This is a genomic window from Holophaga foetida DSM 6591, assembly GCF_000242615.2.
Lineage (GTDB): Bacteria > Acidobacteriota > Holophagae > Holophagales > Holophagaceae > Holophaga > Holophaga foetida.
In genome coordinates this window covers 60,217-78,449 of the sequence record NZ_KI912269.1, presented here as the reverse complement: position 1 = coordinate 78,449, position 18,233 = coordinate 60,217, and the positions used below count along the sequence as shown (strand labels likewise).

The following is an 18,233-nucleotide window of genomic DNA, read 5'->3' as shown; positions in this document are numbered from 1 at the left end:
TTCTGCGGCGAGGCTTCTATGTCCCCTTTCTTCTCCCAGACTCTCCAGCACTCCATCACCGTCGAAGGCCGCGGACTTCACAGCAACTCTTCCTGCATGGTTACGATCCATCCATCGGATCAGCCTTCCGGGTTGCGCTTCCGTCATGCGGCATCTGGTGTCGAGATCCGGGCTCTGGTTGGGCGGGTGGGGGATCTGAGTCTGGCCACGACCCTGGAGCAGGATGGTATCCGTTTTGCGACCGTGGAGCATCTGCTTTCCGCCTTGTCTGGCCTGGGTGTCGATCATGCCTTGATCGAGGTGGGCGGCGAGGAATTGCCGATTCTGGATGGCAGTGCCGCCCCTTGGGTGGAGGCCATTCTGGAAGCGGGTGTCTGTGAGCTTCCCGGTGCTGTCCGCCGATCCGTCCGGGTGCTCAAGCCTGTCGAGGTCCGGAATGGGGAGAAGTGGATCAAGGTGGAGCCCTATCCTGGGTTGCGTCTGCGCTACACCATCGATTTCGACCACCCGGCCATCGGTCGGCAGTCTCGGGAACTGACCCTCAGCCCTGAGAAATATCGTCGGGAGTTGGCTTCTGCCCGCACCTTCTGCATGGAGCAGGATATCGAGTTCATGCGTTCGCGCGGACTTGCCCTGGGGGGCAGCCTGGAGAATGCTGTGGTATTCGGACCCAAAGGGCCCCTGAACGAAAGCCTCCGCTACCAGGACGAGGCGGTTCGCCACAAGATGCTGGACCTGGTCGGTGATCTGGCCCTTCTGGGGGCGCCGCTGCAGGGTCTGGTTTCCGCCCATGCCGCAGGGCACGCCATGCATGTGGCTCTGGTCAAGGCGCTGCTTGATGACCAGAGTTCATGGACCTGGGCGGCGGTGGAGCCCCTCAAGGCCGCTCGGCACTTCCCTGTCGGGCTTGGACAAGCGATGCCTGCGTAGGCTGGCTGTAGCTGCCCGAGCATGGGCCCCGAAGGCGGTTGAATCCCGCCGCCTTCGGGGTTGGGAAAAAGAAGTCTATACCTCGCTGGTGCAGTGCTTGCACTTCCTGGCGGCCAGGGGAATCTGTTCCAGGCAGTAGGGGCATTCCTTGCTGGTCGGGGCCTCCGCGAGGGTCTCATCCTTCTTCTTGAGGCTGGCCAGGGCGCTCAGTCCCTTCACCAGTACGAGGAATACCACCAGGGCGATGATGAAGAAGTCCACCGCCGCTCCGAGCACCTTGCCGATCTCGAACTTGCCGAGGGTCCACACCTGCCAGTCGCCTTTGGGTAGCACATAGCTCACCATGGGCATGACGATGCCGCTGACAAAGGCGGTGACGATCTTGCCGAAGGCGCCGCCGATGACGACCGCGATGGCCAGATCCACGACGTTACCCTTCATGATGAACGCTTTGAAATCGTCCTTGAGTGACATGGGAACCTCCCGGGAAAATAGGGTGAGAACAGCCTTCAGGGTAATCCGTTCATGGGCTTTCGGAGGACAAAAACGACCGGTGGGCCATAGGCGCACCGGACGACCCTCGCGAGGGGACCCCGTCAGAGGCGGGAGCTCTTTTCTCTCCTTGAGTATTTTTCAAGGATGATGCTGATCTCGCCGGGGGTGACAGGTCCATAGACCTGGTCATCGACCATCACCACGGGAGCCAGCCCGCAGGTTCCGAGGCAGCGCGTGCTGTCCAGGGAGAATACGCCGTCCTTGGTGGTCTCGCCGAACTGGATCCCCAGGTCATCCATCAAGCGCTGGCTGAGTTTATCGGCGCCCTTCACGTAGCAGGCAGTGCCGAGGCAGACATTGATGATGTGCTTGCCTCGGGGCTGGAGCCGGAAGTAGTGGTAGAAGGTGGCCACACCGGTGACCTTGGCGAGGGGCACCTGGGCCAACTGGGCCACGGCATGCATCTTGTCCCGCCCCAGGAATCCGAAGTGGGCCTGGACCATGTGGAGCGTGGCGATCAGCTGGCCTTCGGAATGCTCCAGGTCCTGGTTCTGCTCGATGAAGGCCACGATGTGCTCGGGCAGTATTTCGAGACAGGCGGCCCGGACGGCATCCCAGTTGTCTGTGGTAGATGTCTGATGGTTCACCGAATCCCCCTGGGTGTGCGGGCTTGGTAGTGAGTGTGCAGTAGTTTGTGGGCCAATTCGCTGCTGGGTTCGCCCAGGAACTCCGCGTAGAGGTGCTCGATGGCGGGGTTCTCGTGAGAGCGACGCAGCTGCTTCTGGGCGTCGATGCCGTAAAGGGCCTTGGCGCGTGTTCTTGCGGTTTCAGGATCCAGCGGATCATGGTCGGCCCTGGGATAGGGCTGGCCGCCTCCCATGATGCAGCCTCCGGGGCAGGCCATGATCTCCACCAGGTGATATTCCTTTTCCCCGCTCTTGATGGCGTCCAGGACATGCTTGGCGTTGTTCAATCCATTGGAGACAGCGATGCGGATGTCCTTGTCGCCGACTCGGAGGGTGGCCTCCTTGATGCCCGTGACTCCTCTGATCTCCTCGAAGACCAGGGGACCCAATTCCTCGCCGGTCAGCTTGACTGCGGCGGTGCGCAGGGCTGCCTCCATCACGCCCCCGGTGGCTCCGAAGATATCGGCGGCCCCGGAGGAAATGCCCAGCGGACGATCGAACTCTCCGTCCGGCAGGGCATTGAAGTCGATGCCATAGGACTTGATCATCCATGCCAGTTCCCGGGTCGTCAGGACAGCGTCGGTATAGGGGGTGCCATCGGGCAGGGAGTGCTCGGGCCGGGCGGCCTCGAACTTCTTGGCCACACAGGGCATGATGGCTACGACGTAGATGTCCCTGGGGTCCATCCCCTTCTTTTCCGCGTAGTAGGACTTGATGAGGGTGCTGGTCATCTGCATCGGGGATTTGCAGGTGGAGGTGTAGCGGATCATCTCCGGATAGAACTTCTCCAGGAAGCTCACCCAGCCGGGGCTGCAGGACGTGAGGAGGGGCAGATTCTCGCCCTTGGTCACGCGGTTCAGGAATTCCGTGGCCTCTTCCACGATGGTGAGGTCGGCGCCGAAGTTGGTGTCGAAGACCGTATCGAAGCCCAGGCGGCGCAGGGCGGTGATCAGCTTGCCGGTGACGGGAGTGCCCATGGGGAGGTCGAAGGTCTCACCCAAGGTGGCCCGGATGGCGGGAGCGACCTGTACCACGACGTGCTTGACGTCCCTGGGCATGGAAAGAGCCTGCCACACGCGTTCGGTGTGGTCCTGCTCAAGGAAGGCGGCGGTGGGGCATACGGCCACGCACTGGCCGCACTGGATGCAGACGGAATCGTCCATGTTGCTGAGATTGGCGGGGCCCACCACCGTGTTGAATCCTCGACCGTGCTGGCTGAGATTGCCGACACCCTGCACCTCGGCGCAGACCCGGACGCAGCGCCCACAGAGAATGCACTTGGAGGGATTGCGGATCACGGACTTGCTGCTTTCATCTGTGGGGTATTCCTTGCGTCGGCCCTCGAAGAGGCGCTCACGGACCCCCAGGCGGTAGGCCTGCCGCTGGAGTTCGCAATTGCCGTCCCGATCGCAGGTCTGGCAGTCCTTTGGGTGGTTGTCCAGCAGCAGTTCGACGATGTCGCGCCGGGCCTGGCGGATCTCCGGACTGTTGGTCTGGACCTCCATGCCCTCCCAGACCTCCTGGCTGCAGGCCGTCAGGAAGTGGTTGAAACCCTTGACCTGGACCACGCAGACGCGGCAGGCACCTTCCAGGCTCAGGTTGGGGTGGTAGCAGAGGCGGGGGAGGTGGATGCCGAGGCGCTCGGCCGCCTTCATGACAGTGGTGCCGGCGGGAACCTGTATGGGGGTTCCGTCGATGGTCAGATTGATCATTTTCTTTGTCATCGTGTTGTTTCCTGGGTAGGTCGGCGGTGACGGGGGCTACTTGCGCTCGACGGCGTCGAAGCGGCAGACCTCGTAGCACTGGCCGCACTTCACGCAACGGTTCTGGTCGATGACATGGACCTCCTTGCGGTTTCCGGAGATGGCTTCCGTGGGGCAGTTCCGGGCGCAGACGGTACAGCCGATGCAGAGGTCCGGACTGACCTCGTAGCGGACCAGGGCCACGCACTTCTTGGCCCGACAGACCTTGTCCACGATGTGCTCGGTGTACTCGTCCCGGAAGTGCTTGAGGGAACTCAGGATCGGGTTGGGCGCCGCCCGGCCCAGACCGCAGAGGGAGGTTTGCTGGCAGAGGCGGGCCAGGCGCTCCAGCTTGTCCAGATCCTCCATGACAGCCTTGCCGCTGGTGATCCTCTCCATGATTTCCAGCATGCGGGTCGTGCCCTCGCGGCAGGGGGTGCACTTGCCGCAGCTCTCCTCCTGGGTGAAGGACAGGTAGAACTTGGAGATGTCCACCATGCAATCCTCTTCGGAGAGCACGATCATGCCGCCGGAACCCATGATGGAACCGACCTTGGCCAGGGGACCGAAATCCACGGGCAGGGTGTCCATGGAGGCGGGGATGAAACCGCCCGCTGGACCGCCGGTCTGAATGGCCTTGAGGGCCTTGTCGTCCTGGACACCGCCGCCGATGCCGAAGACCACATCTCTGAGGGGCGTGCCCAGGGGGACTTCCACCAGACCCGTGTGCTTGACCTTGCCGGCCAGGGCGAAGACCTTGGTGCCCCCGCTCTCCTCGGTGCCCACCTGGGCGAACCAGTCGCCGCCGTAGTTGATGATGGCGGTGATATTGGCGAAGGTCTCCACATTGTTGATGCAGGTGGGTTTGCCCCACAGGCCCCGGGTGGTGGGGAAGGGGGGGCGGACCTTGGGCTGCCCCCGTTCGCCCTCGATGGAGCGGATCAGGGCCGTCTCCTCGCCGCAGACGAAGGCGCCGGCACCCAGGCGGATCTCCATATCGAAGTCCCAGCCCGAACCCATGACGCTCTTGCCCAGGAGGCCAGCTGCCCGGCAGAGGTCGATGGCGTTCTGGATCCGCTTGATGGCGAGCGGGTACTCGGCCCGGATGTAGTAGAAGCCCTTGCAGGCGCCGATGGCATAGGCGCCGATGATCATGCCTTCCATGACGCTGAAGGGGTCGGACTCGAGCATGCCCCGGTCCATGAAGGCACCCGGATCTCCCTCGTCGCCGTTGCAGATGATGTAGCGCGTCTTCTCCTCGTTCTGGGTGGCCAGCTTCCACTTCTGGCCCGTCAGGAAGCCGCCGCCGCCTCTGCCCCGCAGCCGGGCCTTCAGGACCTCGTTGATGACCCATTCTGGGTCTCCCTTGGATAGGGCCGTGGCCAGGGCCTTGAAACCGCCCAGGGAGATATACTCTTCCAGGCTCTCTGGGTTGACGATGCCGCTGTTGCGCATGGCAATGCGGTTCTGGGCGCTGAAGAAGCTCACGTCCGCGTAGAGGTCGAAAAAGTCCTGGGAGATGGGTTTGCGGGTGACCCTGAGGGGCTCCACGATCCGGCCGCCCCGGATGTGCTCCCGGAGAATGAGTTCCAGATCTGTCTGATCCTTCACCCGGTATACGACCTTGGATGGGCGCACCAGGACGAAGGCTGCCTGGCCGACGCTCTCCTCGCTGCAGGTGCCAAAGCATCCGTGGGTGCTCACCCGCACTTGGTCCTCGGGGATCTTGTGCTGGCGGAGGAGCTGCTCAAAGCTCTCCTTCAAGCCGCCGAGATGATTGCAGCGGAGACCCTGGCAGAACACGAATTCGAAGGCGTATTGATGGTCCAGGGAGTTGTCCAGGGCGTGTTCTGGGAGGGGGGCGCCCTTCTGGATGTGCTGGGTGAAGATCTTGTGGACGATCTCCCGATTGACCCGTTCGTACTTGACAGGGGGGCGTCCGGGGATCGAGATCCCCACGATGGGTTCCTTGCTGCAGCGACCCGTGCATCCCGTCTTGTGGACGATCACATCATCGCGGCCCGAGGCCTGGATGTGCTTGGTGAACTCCTCCAGGACATCCTGGGAGCCCGCGGCGTGTTCACAGGTGGCAGAGCCTATCTGGATGATGGTCTTCTGGGCATCACCGCGTTCGGCAAGCCTCGTACGGGTTCGGTCTGTCAATGCTTCAAAGAAGTCTGTTACCGGGTTTGGCATATCGGCTCCATCGATTGGGGATAGTATGTCCCCTGCATGGGAAAAGTGATTTTCGGTCTTTTGTATCGATATAAAAGTGTCGATATGCTGTGTTGGCAACCAAAACATCTGTTCTGCTCGCCGAGAAGAGGGGGTTTTGAGTCATTTCGCTCTGGCCAGTCTACACGAAAGTCATTGATGCCAAAGGCTATGTTGAAGCAATGCTGCAGTAGGAGTGGTCCTATCATAAGACTGTCCGGAAGTCCCTTGAGGTCATGGCGTCGGAACCTATAGTGGTGCCATCGTGTGTTGTCTGCCGTCTTTTTTCTCGAAATTTCTGGTCTGGTTGCGGTGTCCGGGTTTCCAAGGAACTGGCTATGGATGAGGTCGTGGACGCATTTCGAAGCTCCCTGGTTGAGGAGGGGGGTCCAGGATGGGAACAGGGCTTCGCCTCCCTGCTGGGGGCTCAGGGGGAGGGGGTGGCCTATGTCAACAGGGCCCTGACGTTCCTCTTCGTGAATCCCGCCGCGGAGGCCCTTTTCGGGGTTCCTTCCGGAGAGCTCATTGGGCGGAACCTACGGGACTTCGTGTTGCCGGAACATTTGGCCGCCCTCTCCCGGCAGGAGCGGCTGCGGGCTTTGGGAGAGACTGGGGGGTTCGATCTTGAGATCCGGAGGCCGGATGGTGCTCGGCGGCATATCCTGGTCAGCGCCTCAACCCACTTCTCAGGGAATGGGGATAGCCAGGGAACGTTTGGCATCTTCCGGGATATCACTGAGTGGAAGCGGGTCGAAGCGGATCTGGGACGGCTCTCCATTGCCATCGAACAGGCCTCGGATTCCATTGTCATCGTCGACACCAAGGGCGTGATCCTGTACGCCAACCTTGCCACCTGTGAGCTGACGGGGGTCGAGGTCAAAGCGCTGGTGGGCTGCCATGTCCGCTGTCTGCGAAGTCCCCGTCATGACCAGCTCTTCTATCTGGATCTGTGGAATCACGTGCTCTCGGGAGAGGTGTGGAGGGGGCGCATCCAGAACCAGCGAGTGGACGGGGCCTTCTGTGAGGTTCTCTCAACCTTCTCTCCCGTCAGGGGCAGTGATGGAAGCATCCTCTACGTGGTCATCGACTCCAGGGATGTGACCCGGGAGGCGGAGCTGGAATCCCAGCTCCGGCATTCCCAGCGGATGGAGGCCATCGGGGTGCTGGCTGGCGGGATCGCCCACGACTTCAACAACATCCTCACCCCGATCCTGGGTTACGCAGAGATGGCCCTGACGCGGGCCTCCGCCGATGACAAGCTGAACGCCTACCTCCAGGAGATTCTCTCTGCCGGACGGAGGGCCGCCGGGCTGGTGGATCAGATCCTGACCTTCAGCCGCCAAGGGGAGCAGGTGAAAAAACCTGTGCTTCTCGGCCCCATCGTGAAGGAGACCTTGAAGCTCATCCGGGCCGCCATCCCCAAGAGCATTGCCATCCATTCGAAGCTGAAGGCACCTGATCGTCCAGTCAAGGCCGATCCCGGCCAGCTCCATCAGGTTGTGATGAATCTCTGCACCAACGCCTTCCAGGCCATGAAGGAAAGGGGGGGGAACCTGGAGGTCTGTCTGGATTCTGCGCTCTTCACGGAACCCGTCACTTTCCAGGGCGTGACCCTGGCGCCGGGTCCCTACCTCCGTCTCCAGGTGAAGGACAGCGGATGCGGTATGGACGGGGAGACCCTGAAGAAGGCCTTCCTTCCCTTTTTCACCACCAGGAAGACCGGTGAGGGGACGGGGCTCGGGCTCTCCATCGTCCACGGCATCGTCCTTGCTCTCGGAGGGGGGATCGGGGTCGAGAGCGAGGTGGGCGTGGGCTCTTCTTTCTCCATCTACCTTCCGGAGGCGGAGGAGACCGCCGTGGAGGCCTCAGCGAATACGGGCAGGCCCGCCCGGGGGCGGGGGCGGATCCTGGTGGTGGACGATGAACCTTCCGTGGGAAACCTGATGAGGGAAATCCTGGTGTCCCTGGGCTACCACGCCTCGGTCCTCGATTCGAGTCCCCTTGCCCTGGAGACGCTCAGCTTGGCTCGGGAGAGTTTCGACCTGATCATCTCCGATATGAGCATGCCCGAAATGACGGGAATGGAACTGCTGACCCGGTTAAGGGTGGGGGGAATCGTTACGCCCATCATCCTGATGACGGGGTTCAGCCAGGATATGGAGGAGCTTGCCGGCATGGAGCAGGGGCCCGTGGCTCTGCTGCACAAGCCTGTGGATATCAAGTCCCTGGCGAATCTCCTCCTGGGGATCCTACCTCAGGGTGAGTAGGGTCGCTCCGGCCCCCCCCTGAGCCTGGGGGGCATCCTCGATGCGGGCGATGGCCGGGTGTCCCTTGAGGGCCGCGCGCACGGCCGCTTTGAGCTTGCCAGTGCCGTGGCCGTGGACGATGCGGATGAACCGCGACCCTGAGGCCAGGGCTTCCTCTACGAAGCGGTGGACCTCGAAATCGATATCGTCGGAGGCTCGACCGATGAGGTTCAGTTCTCCCTCGATGGCCTGGTATTCCGCATGCACCCGCACGCGGCCCTGGCGCTGGGCCGCTTCGAATTCCGCGCGGACCAGCGCCTCCAGTTCTCCGACCCGGGCCTCAAGGCGTCTGCCCTGAGCGGTCTGAAGGGTGACACGGTCCCCCTTCAGGGCGACCACCCGGCCTTCCACCCCCAGGCCCCGGTGCCGGGCCCAGCCATCCAGCCGGAGCTCAACCTTGGGGCCGCTGGGGCGGGAGGGGGCGGGCAGGGCGCCCATCTCAGTCCGGGCGATCTGCTCGATGGTCTTCACCCGTTCCCGGGTTTCCGTTCCCAGGCGATCCGGGTTGAGGGCCGAGGCCTCGCGCTGTTTTTCCTTCAGCTCCTTCACCAGCCGCTTGGATTCGTGGTCCACGAAGTCCAGGACTCGCTGGAGCTTCTCCTTGGAATCCCGCTGGAACTTTTCCTGCTGGCGGCGCAGGGTCTCCTCCCGTTCGGCGAGGATGCGCTGGTCCTTTTCCATGGCTTCGCGCTGTCTGGCCAGGTCATCGGACTCCTCCAGGAGGCGGGTGCGCTCGGCTTCGAGCTGTCGCAGAAAGTCCCGCCAGTCCTGTTCCCGCCGTCCCAGCACCTTTTCAGCGTGGTCCAGGATGAAGCGGGGAAGGCCCAGCTTGGCGGCGATGGTCAGGGCTCGGCTCTGCCCCGGCATGCCCACCAGAAGCCGGTAGGTGGGGGCCAGGCGTTCCTCATCGAACTGCACCGAGGCGTTCTGGAATCGCTCGTGACGAAGGGCCCACTGGCTGATTTCCCCCAGGTGTGTCGAACAGAGGACCCAGCACTGGCGCCGCGAAAGGGCCTGGAGGAGGGCGATGCCCAGGGCTGCGCCCTCCTTGGGGTCTGTCCCGGTGCCCAGCTCGTCCAGTAATACCAATCCCCCGCTCTTGGCCTGACCCAGGATGCGCCGGAGGTGCAGGATGTGGCTGGAGAAGGTGCTGAGGCTGCCGATGAGGGTCTGGTGATCTCCGATATCCGCGTGGAGGGTGGCCAGGGTCGGAAGCTCCGTTCCGGGGCGGGCGGGGATGGCGCATCCGGCCTGGGCGAGGACCGCCAGCAGGCCCACGGTCTTGAGCACTACGGTCTTGCCGCCCGTATTGGAGCCGGAGATGACGAGGCCCGGACGACGCTGGTCCAGCTCCAGGCTCAGGGGAATGGCCTCGTGGCCCAGGGGTTCCAACTCCAGGGAGGCACGCACCTGGGGGAGGAGAAGGGGGTGGCGAGCTTCCAGTAGGCACATCCGGGGGGTATCCAGGGCCGGGAGGGTGCCTTCGCAAAGACGCTGCCAGCGAAGCAGGGCCAGGATCTCGTCCACTTCGCCCTGGAAGGCCAGCCAGGCCGTGAAGTCCTCCCGTCGGCTCCGGAGCCTCTCCAGGAGCTCCCGCAGGAAGGCCTGGACTGCCTGGGCGTAGTCGGCCTCGGCCTCCACGAAGTCATTGTTGGCCTGCACGGCCTCGAAGGGCTCCATGAAAACCGTGGCTCCGCTGGAGGAGCGATCGAGCACCAGGCCGGGAACCGAGCCCCGGCGCTCCGTGCGCACCGGAAGGCAGAAACGGCCGTTCCGCTCCACAATGCTGAGCTCCTGGAATGCTTCCGGGACGTCCCGAAGGATCTTCTGGAGTTTCTGCTGGACCGCCTGGTAGCAGCGTTGGCGCTCCCGGTGGAGTTCGGCCAGGGCCGGTACCCTCAGGGGATCCAGTTGCCCGTCCTCGGTGAAGCTGCGGGCCAGAAGCTCCACGATGGATTCGGGAGCAGGGAGCAGGGCGGCGGTGATCTGGAGGGGGTCGATGCCCAGGTGGGTGCCGGGCTCTGCGGGGCGATCCTCTGGCCAACTCAGGGCGGCGATGCTCCCCAGGAGGGTGGCCATGGAGCCCAGCCCTTCCCGGAGCTGGCGCCAGTGTTCCGGCTGGGGCCAGCCGACTGGATTCAGGACCTCATCGGTCGCCTCGTCGAAGGCGGCAATGGCCAGGGCGCTGGGGTCGCTCTCCCACAGGCCTTCAAGCTCGCGCTGTCGCAGGCGGCGCAGCGGGGCACGCCCGTCCCAGGGATCCATGGTTCCCAGCAGGACCCGCCCGCGCCGGGTTCGGGTTCCCTGGACCACCAAGGCTCGGAGGGTCGGGAATTCGACGGCTTCCAGTTCACTGAGAAGATTGGGATTCATGGGCTAGGTACGGTCTGAACTCAGATGGAAAGTAAATCACACGCATGATCAGCAGCGGGGGCGTGGGGCAACGTCCTGGATTTCAAGAAAAGGCCCGCCGGAAGGCGGGCCTTTTCTCAGGGCTATACGGGATGGGATCAACCCATCACGCGGCGCTCCTGGGCCAAACGCTTGAGGGTCTTCTTGCGGGCAGCCAGCATCTTCCGCTTACGCTTCGCACTGGGCTTTTCAAAGTGCTGCCGCTTCTTGAGCTCGCTCATGATTCCGGACTTTTCGCACTTGCGCTTGAAGCGCCGTAGCGCGTTTTCAAAGGTCTCGTCTTCTTTGACTTTAACCAAAGGCATGTATGTATCCCCCCCTTCATTGTGGCGTCGTCCCGTGCAGGGACCGTCGTCCAGATTAGGCCAGAACCTGGGAAATTGCGAGGAATGATTATCGAGAGACTGATATCATCGAGGTTTCCACACGAGATGCCATGCCCCGCCCCTTTTTGATGGTCCTTGACGGAGGGTTCTTGAGGACCCCGACCCTGGAGCGTGCCTTCGAGTCCGCTGGCTGGGATCTGGCGTGGGTTGACAGCCAGAGGTCCGGCCCCCTGCCTCCTGGCCCCCGGCCCGATGCCGTGCTGGCGGCCTCTCCCGCCAATCCCGCCGCCAGTGCCGTGGTGCGTGCTCTGAGGATGGGCAATCCTGGGTTGGCCTACGTGGTGGTGGGTCCCGGTCTCCTGGCTTCGGATCTGGGGAGCCCCTCCGGTCGCTTGGATCCCGCAGCAACCCCCGAACAATGGACCTCGGCTCTCGCCGGATTGAAGCGGCCCGTTGCGGCCGATGGGGGCAAGTTCACCGCTGAGGATCTCTTCGGGGACATCGTGGCGGATCTGGAGGGCACTCAGGATCCTGAATTCTTGGCGGATTCCCTTCCCGGAGTCGTTCCTGTGGCGTCGCCGACGCCCTTGCCTGGCTCGGGGCTTCCGGACCTCTTCGAGAGTCTCCTGGGGCCGGTGGATGGCACACCCCACAAGTCGGTATCCCTTTCGGATGACTTCACCCTCAGTGGTTTTTCGGGGATCAATGATCCCTTCGCCATGCCCGAGGCCGATCTGGCTGATCGGAAGCCCTCGGTGCCGGAGGCCGCTCCAGCCTCGCCGCCTTCGCTTGTCCCCGTTCCCGCGGGAGCCCCGACACCCGAGGAGTTCGGCAACTACTACCTCCTGGAGAAGATCGCCGTGGGGGGGATGGCGGAGCTCTTCAAGGCCCGGCAACGTGGGGTTCATGACTTCCAGAAGATTGTCGCCATCAAGCGGATCCTGCCCCACCTTTCGGACAACGACGAGTTCGTCCGGATGTTCATCGACGAGGCCAAGCTGGCGGCCCAGCTCACTCATCCCAATATCGTGCAGATCTTTGACTTGGGGCGAGCTGCTGGGTTCTATTACATCGCCATGGAATACGTGGACGGCAAGGATCTGCGCAGCATCCTTCGCAAAGTCCGGGAATACAAGACGCCCCTCCCCGAGTCCGTGGCCGCTTTCGTGGTCATGCGGGTGGCCAATGCCCTGGACTATGCCCATCGGAAGCGGGGCATGGACGACAAGGAACTGCGTCTGGTGCATCGGGATGTGAGCCCCCAGAACATCCTGATCTCTGTCGAAGGGGCTGTGAAACTGGTGGATTTCGGCATTGCCAAGGCCGCCACCAAGAGCACCCAGACCATGGCCGGGGCCCTCAAGGGCAAGCTCCTCTACATGAGCCCGGAGCAGGCCCTGGGGCAGGCTTTGGACAGTCGTTCGGACATCTACAGCCTCGGACTGGTGCTCTTCGAGCTTCTGACCGGAGAGCGCTGCTTCCAGGCCGATAGTGAACTGGGCGTGCTCGAGAAAGTCCGCCTGGGGAAGGTGGCCGATGTCCGGGCCTTCAACGCCTCCATCTCGCACGAAATGGTGGCGATTCTGGAAAAGGCTCTCCAGAAGAACCTCGACTACCGATACCCCACGGCCCGTTCCATGGAAAAGGATCTCAAGGCCCTGATGGTCGCGCAGGGGGGGGAACCCACCGAGCACGAGGTGGCCGAGTTCGTGAACATGCTGCTACGCGGAACTCGTGATCAGCTGGAACTCCACATGGCATCCCGCTTCAAGCGCCGCACTCCGCCGGAGCCTGTGATGATCCGGCGTTCGGATCTGCCCACGGGGAATACGGCCACCCGGATCTCTGAGCCCACGCCCCGCACGGTGCCTCCGCTTCGCCCCCGTCCCCTGCCCAGGTCCGGCGGCACCCCAAAATGGCTCATCGGATTGCTGCTCCTTGGGGGCTTGGTGGTGATTCTCCTCTTCTACTGGGTGCTGGTCTGATTCACCTGCTATCCTGCTTGTAGCCACTGAAAACTTTCATTACGGAGTTCCCCCCATGGACCTCAACAAGGAACAGCAATCGTTCTATCAGCAGGCTAGGGAGCGCTGCCGTCAGGACGTTGACCAGATGAACAATGCCCTCCGGGCCGAGTGGCAGCATCTCAACGAGGAAATCAAACGGGTTCAGGAGCTCATCCAGACCTTCGAGACTCGCAAGCAGACCATCGGGCAGATGTATGCATCCGCCAGTGAGATCCTCGGACTTGAGAACGATCTGGACATCTCTCCTGCCATCAAGGAGGGCGAGGAGAGCGCTGAAGACCTCGGAATGGGCGAAATCGATCTCTGAAAACTCGTTTTTTTCGGGATGAGCCCGGTTTTGGCCGGGCTCATCCCGTGCTAGGGTGGTCCCATGTTGACCGTGCTCTGCTTTGCCCGATACCGCGAACTCCTGGGGTTCGACCGTGCCGAGTTCCCCCTTGGTGCCGAAGGCACCCTGGGTGAGCTGCTTGCGGACCCCCGCTTTGCTTCGCTCCCAAAGGATGCTCTCCTGGCCGTGAACCGGACCTTCGTCGATCGCCAGCAACCCCTCAAGGATGGGGACGAGGTGGCCCTCATGCCCCCCGTCAGCGGTGGCTGAAGCTGGCCTTAAGGTAGGGGCACCGGCATCCGTTCCGCCTTCCAGATCTCCCGGGCATATTCCTCCACTGTCCGATCAATGGAGAACTTGCCCATGCCCGCAACGTTGAGGATGGAGCGGCGGGTCCATTCTGCGGGTTCGGCATAGGTCCGTGAGACCCGTTCCTGGGCTTCGAGGTAGGCTGCGAAATCTGCGCAGTGGAAGTAGTGGTCGGACTCCAGGAGGGCATTGGCCAGACCCGAGAAGCTGCCCCCGTCCAGGCGGTCGATGGTCTCGATGGCTCGCCTAAGGGTGGGGTTGCCCTCAGCCCAACTCCTCGGCCGGTACCCGGTGTCCCGAAGGGCTACGATCTCGTGGGCCTTGTGTCCGAAGATGAAGATGTTCTCAGCGCCCACCTCCTCCATGATCTCGACGTTGGCGCCATCCAGGGTGCCGATGGTAAGGGCGCCATTGAGGGCGGCTTTCATGTTCCCGGTACCCGAGGCCTCCATGCCCGCGGTGGAGATCTGCTCGGACAGCTCGCAGGCCGGGAAGATCCTTTCGGCCAGAGAGACGCAGTAGTTGGGAAGGAAGGTCACCTCAAGCTTTCCCTTGGCGAGGGGGTCCGTCTGAATCGCCCTAGCCAGGGCTCCGGTGAGGCGGATGATCTGCTTGGCCGTCCAGTAGGCCGGGGCGGCCTTGCCACCCAGCATGACGGATCTGGGCACCCCGATCTCTTCGCCATCCCGGAGGCGGTTCCAGAGGGCGGCCACATGCAGGAGGTTGAGGAGCTGCCGTTTGTATTCATGGATGCGCTTCACTTGGATATCGAACAGGAATCCAGCATCAAGGTTGAAGTCGCCGCTGCGCCTTCCTTTTTCCGCCAGCGCCTCCTTGTTGGCCTGTTTCACCCTGCGCCAGCGCTCCTGGAAGGCGGCATCGGTGGCGAAGGGGGCCAGCCTGTGGAGCTCCTCCAGGTGCGTGATCCAGCCCTCCCCGATCGCTTCGCTGATAAGGGCTGCGAGCTTCGGATTGCACTTGAGCAGCCAGCGCCGGGGAGTGATGCCATTGGTCTTGTTGTTGATCCTCCCCGGGAAGAGGGCATTCATCTCGGCGAAGGTGGAGGCCTTCAGGATTCTGGTGTGGAGTTCCGCGACACCATTGACGGAATGGCTGCCCACGATGGCCAGGTGGGCCATGCGAATGCTGTGGCCGTCGTCCACGATGGCTAGGCGATGGAGCTTGGCATCATCGAATGGGTAGTGCTGGCGCACCGTAAGGCGGAAGCGGCGATCGATCTCCTCGACGATTTCCGCGTGCCGGGGAAGAAGGCGTCGCCACAGCTCCATGGGCCAGACCTCAAGGGCTTCTGGGAGGACGGTGTGGTTGGTATAGGCGCAGACTCCCTGGGTAATGGACCAGGCCAGATCCCAGTCCAGCCCTTCCTGATCCACCAGGACCCGCATCAGCTCCGGCACCGCCAGGGCGGGGTGGGTGTCGTTGAGCTGGATGGCCACCTTGTCCGGGAGTTCTTCCCAGGTCCATCGGATCCGTTTCTTGAAGCGGCGGACCACATCCTGCAGCGTGGCGGATACAAAGAAATACTGCTGTTTGAGACGCAGTTCCTTTCCGGCGCTCTGGTCATCCGCCGGGTAGAGCACCTTGGAGATGTTTTCGGAACGGGTCTTGTCCTCGACGGCCCTTGCGTAGTCCCCAGCGTTGAAGTGGCCCAGGTCGAATTCGCGGCTGGATTTGGCAGACCAGAGGCGCAGGGTGTTCACGGTGCCATTGTGGAACCCTGCAATGGGGGTGTCATAGGCCATAGCCCAGACGTCCTCGGTGTCCACCCATTCCACCCGATAGCATCCGTTGCTGTCGTGGTAGCCGTGGGTACGACCGTAGAAATGCACCGGGAAAATGGCGTCCGGGCGGGGGATCTCCCAGGGGTTCCCGTAGCGGAGCCAGGGATCAGGACACTCCATCTGGGCACCGTCGACGATCTTCTGCTGGAAGATTCCGAACTCATAGCGGATGCCATAGCCATAGAAGGGCAGCTCCAGGGTTGCTGCAGCGTCCAGGATGCAGGCCGCGAGCCTGCCCAGGCCACCGTTGCCCAGGCCAGCGTCCCGTTCCTCCTTGGCCAGATCCTCCAGACGGAATCCAAGCTCTTCCATGGCCTGGGAATACGCATCCTGAGCCCCGAGGTTGAGGATGTTGTTCCGCAGGGTTCGCCCCATCAGGAACTCCAGGGACAGGTAATAGACCCGCTTCACGTTCTGGTGGTAATAGGTGTTCTGGGTCTTGAACCAGCGCTCCATGAGGCGGTCCCTCACCGCCAGGGCCAAAGCGTAGTAGGCGTCGAATGGGAGGGCCGTGTACTGGTCCTTGGCGACGGCATACATCACCTGATGGGCAAAGTCCTGGGTGATGGAAGGAACATCCATTCCCCCGGGGGAGGGCTGGGGGAACTTGATGGCGCCTACGACCATGGTGGACCTCGTCAGAAGTTGTAGCCAAGCCTCGCAAAGTACTCCCGGCCCAGATTGGGGAGGGTTTCGTTGACATTGCTGGATTGGGGCGTCGCATAGCCCGGTCGGGCATCTGTCATGTTTCGGGCACCGAAGCTCGCCTTCATGCCAAGCTTCGGCCAGTTCCCGTTGAGCACGAGATTGACCTGGGTGGCGCTGTCCCTGGGCTGGATGCCCTGCCCGCCCTCCATGGTGTAGCGCGGGCCAAGGGACGTGATGCTGGGGCAGAGGTCCCAGGTGGGCGTCAAGCGGAGGGTGGCCAGGAACGTGAGTTTCAGGTTGGCCATACCCACTAGGTAATTGGATTCGTCCGGAACCTGGAACTCCGGGATATCCCGGACGGTGGCTCGGTGGCTCTCCAGGCCCAGGCGGCAATCGCCCCAAGCCCCTTGGAAGCGAAGCTCGGCCTCCACTCCCCGGGTTCCCAAGGCTCCCCCGTTCCGGTGGGTGGCAAAGGGCGGAGTCGGTGTTGGTACGTGGAAGATGAATCCATCAATCCGTGTGTCGAAGGCATTCAGGGTCAGGTAGGCCTGCTCAGAGATCTGGAATCCGTATTCGAGTTCCAGAGTCCGGATACGCTCGGGTTTGATGGCAGGGTTGGTGTCGAGGTTCCAGAACGTGGGGGTCCGGAAGGCCCTTGCTGCGAGGAGCTTGAAGTGCTGCCCATTCCAGGCCCGGGTGACTGCCAGGCGCGGGACGAAGCACCCGCCCGCCTGACTATTGTGGTCGTACCGACCCCCCAGAGTGGCCGTCCAGGTCGATGTGGTCCAGTCCATTTGAAGAAAGATGGCTTGGTTCTGATAGGTGACCCTGGGGGCCTGGGAAAAGCTCCAGGGGCGCAGGACTGGATTGGTGATGCCCGTGTCTTCCCAGTAGTCCATCCCCGCCAGGATGTTCCATTTCTGGGAGGGGGTGTAGTTCGCCTGGAACCCACCCAGGGTGCGTCGGAAGCGCCGACCCGTATTGGGGTTGGAAGGATCGGGCATGTCCCAGGCGCTCTGTTCCTTGTAGGCAAGGCGCGGAGTGATGCCGAGGCCCTCTGTGGGATGCCATGCATAGCCAAGTTCGAGATAGGTCCCATGGGTTTCCATGGGAGACGATGTCACGAGGGTGTCGTGCTCGTAGAGATCCCGAATGAAGCGCAGGGATGCGTCCCTCCAGCGGAGTCCTACGTTGAGGAAACCCTGGTAGAGCCTGCTGTTTTCGCCCATGTTCACCACCACGGGTGTCTGTGTGAGCAGATTCGTGGCGGTCGTGAAGTCCTGCCCTCGGAGGGCCGTACCCCACGAATAGGCCAGGGAGTAGGTCAGATCGCCCCGGGTGCCGCCATAGGCCGCGGAGTAGTCTCGGGTGGTGATCTGGGAGCCGGTCTGGCCCAGGTGTGCAGATGCCGAAATCCCCTGGAGTTCCTCACCGCTCCGGGTGCTCACCTTCACCACGGCCAGTCCCGCAAACCCTCCGTAGATGGCTGATCCCGGTCCCCGGATGATCTCGATCCTGCTGATCTGGTCCACCGGGACGTGGTTGCCCAGGGCGAAGGTCCCCGTCGTGATTTCGTTCATTTCCTGGCCATCCACCAGGATGAGGAACTTGCCATCATCCGAGGCAAGGCCGCGCATCGAGGAGCCGACATGTCCGAAGTTGCTGGCCATGGCCTGGAACCCGGGCACCAATGCCAGGGCTTCCAGAAGATCCCGGGCACCGCTTCCCAGGATCTCTTCCCGGGTCAGCACGGTCACTGCGCCTGGGCTTTCCCGGAGGGATTGGGGTCGCTTGGAAGCCACGTCCACTGGGGTGTTCATCAATTCGAGGAGATCCTGGACCCCCTTGGGCGACAGCTCCCCGGTCTGGTTCGCAGCCCCCAGGCTGGTGACCAGCAGCGCCAGACACCCCAGGATGCCTTTGTGACGGCATTGAAGTAAATTCAATGAACTAATCATTGACGTCTCCGGGCTCATCCCTGGTCCTGTGGAGAAACATAGCCTTGGGG

13 protein-coding genes are annotated in these 18,233 nt (G+C 62.6%); 5 read left to right on the top strand and 8 right to left on the bottom strand.

Annotated elements, in window-relative coordinates; genetic code table 11:
- Window positions 1-18: 18 nt before the first annotated feature.
- Window positions 19-930 (top strand): UDP-3-O-acyl-N-acetylglucosamine deacetylase, encoded by a 912-nt coding sequence (lpxC, locus tag HOLFODRAFT_RS0215805; protein WP_005033817.1) that lies wholly within the window; start codon window positions 19-21, stop codon window positions 928-930.
- A gap of 75 nt (window positions 931-1,005) precedes the next feature.
- Here the strand turns inward: lpxC and mscL are convergent, their stop codons facing one another.
- The 4 genes from mscL to HOLFODRAFT_RS0215785 all read right to left on the bottom strand — a co-directional run bounded on the left by mscL (window position 1,006) and on the right by HOLFODRAFT_RS0215785 (window position 6,049).
- Window positions 1,006-1,404, bottom strand: coding sequence for a large conductance mechanosensitive channel protein MscL (gene mscL, locus HOLFODRAFT_RS0215800; protein WP_005033816.1), 399 nt, complete (start codon window positions 1,402-1,404; stop codon window positions 1,006-1,008).
- A gap of 122 nt (window positions 1,405-1,526) precedes the next feature.
- Window positions 1,527-2,072 (bottom strand): NADH-quinone oxidoreductase subunit NuoE, encoded by a 546-nt coding sequence (gene nuoE / locus HOLFODRAFT_RS0215795; RefSeq protein WP_005033813.1) that lies wholly within the window; start codon window positions 2,070-2,072, stop codon window positions 1,527-1,529.
- Window positions 2,069-3,835, bottom strand: a complete 1,767-nt coding sequence (locus tag HOLFODRAFT_RS0215790) for an NADH-dependent [FeFe] hydrogenase, group A6 (protein WP_005033810.1) — start codon at window positions 3,833-3,835, stop codon at window positions 2,069-2,071. Before HOLFODRAFT_RS0215790 ends, nuoE begins: the two co-directional genes overlap by 4 nt.
- A 36-nt stretch (window positions 3,836-3,871) precedes the next feature.
- Complete coding sequence (locus tag HOLFODRAFT_RS0215785; RefSeq protein ID WP_005033808.1) at window positions 3,872-6,049, bottom strand: NADH-ubiquinone oxidoreductase-F iron-sulfur binding region domain-containing protein; 2,178 nt, start codon at window positions 6,047-6,049, stop codon at window positions 3,872-3,874.
- Window positions 6,050-6,417: 368 nt separating this feature from the next.
- Here HOLFODRAFT_RS0215785 and HOLFODRAFT_RS21795 point away from each other — a divergent pair, with 368 nt between their 5' ends.
- On the top strand, window positions 6,418-8,334 hold the full coding sequence (locus HOLFODRAFT_RS21795) for a PAS domain-containing hybrid sensor histidine kinase/response regulator (protein WP_158412979.1): 1,917 nt from the start codon (window positions 6,418-6,420) through the stop codon (window positions 8,332-8,334).
- Here the strand turns inward: HOLFODRAFT_RS21795 and HOLFODRAFT_RS0215775 are convergent.
- Both HOLFODRAFT_RS0215775 and rpsU read right to left on the bottom strand, forming a co-directional pair.
- Entirely contained in the window at window positions 8,317-10,746 is a 2,430-nt protein-coding gene (locus HOLFODRAFT_RS0215775) for an endonuclease MutS2 (RefSeq protein ID WP_005033804.1), read from the bottom strand. The two genes, HOLFODRAFT_RS21795 and HOLFODRAFT_RS0215775, sit on opposite strands and share 18 nt — an antisense overlap.
- A gap of 137 nt (window positions 10,747-10,883) precedes the next feature.
- A complete protein-coding gene (gene rpsU / locus HOLFODRAFT_RS0215770) occupies window positions 10,884-11,090 on the bottom strand; it encodes a 30S ribosomal protein S21 (protein ID WP_005033802.1) in 207 nt (68 codons plus the stop codon).
- A 170-nt stretch (window positions 11,091-11,260) separates the two neighbouring features.
- On the opposite strand from rpsU, the gene HOLFODRAFT_RS23485 reads away from it, so the two are divergent.
- From HOLFODRAFT_RS23485 to HOLFODRAFT_RS0215755, 3 genes are all read left to right on the top strand, one after another.
- Entirely contained in the window at window positions 11,261-13,096 is a 1,836-nt protein-coding gene (locus HOLFODRAFT_RS23485; RefSeq protein WP_158412978.1) for a serine/threonine-protein kinase, read from the top strand.
- Window positions 13,097-13,151: 55 nt separating this feature from the next.
- Window positions 13,152-13,445, top strand: a complete 294-nt coding sequence (locus HOLFODRAFT_RS0215760; RefSeq protein WP_005033797.1) for a hypothetical protein — start codon at window positions 13,152-13,154, stop codon at window positions 13,443-13,445.
- Between the two features lie 63 nt (window positions 13,446-13,508).
- Entirely contained in the window at window positions 13,509-13,736 is a 228-nt protein-coding gene (locus HOLFODRAFT_RS0215755; RefSeq protein ID WP_005033795.1) for a MoaD/ThiS family protein, read from the top strand.
- Window positions 13,737-13,744: 8 nt separating this feature from the next.
- Here HOLFODRAFT_RS0215755 and HOLFODRAFT_RS0215750 read toward each other — a convergent pair whose 3' ends face one another.
- A complete protein-coding gene (locus HOLFODRAFT_RS0215750; RefSeq protein WP_005033792.1) occupies window positions 13,745-16,204 on the bottom strand; it encodes a glycogen/starch/alpha-glucan phosphorylase in 2,460 nt (819 codons plus the stop codon).
- Window positions 16,205-16,215: 11 nt separating this feature from the next.
- A complete protein-coding gene (locus tag HOLFODRAFT_RS0215745; RefSeq protein WP_005033790.1) occupies window positions 16,216-18,183 on the bottom strand; it encodes a TonB-dependent receptor plug domain-containing protein in 1,968 nt (655 codons plus the stop codon).
- Between the last annotated feature and the right edge of the window lie 50 nt (window positions 18,184-18,233).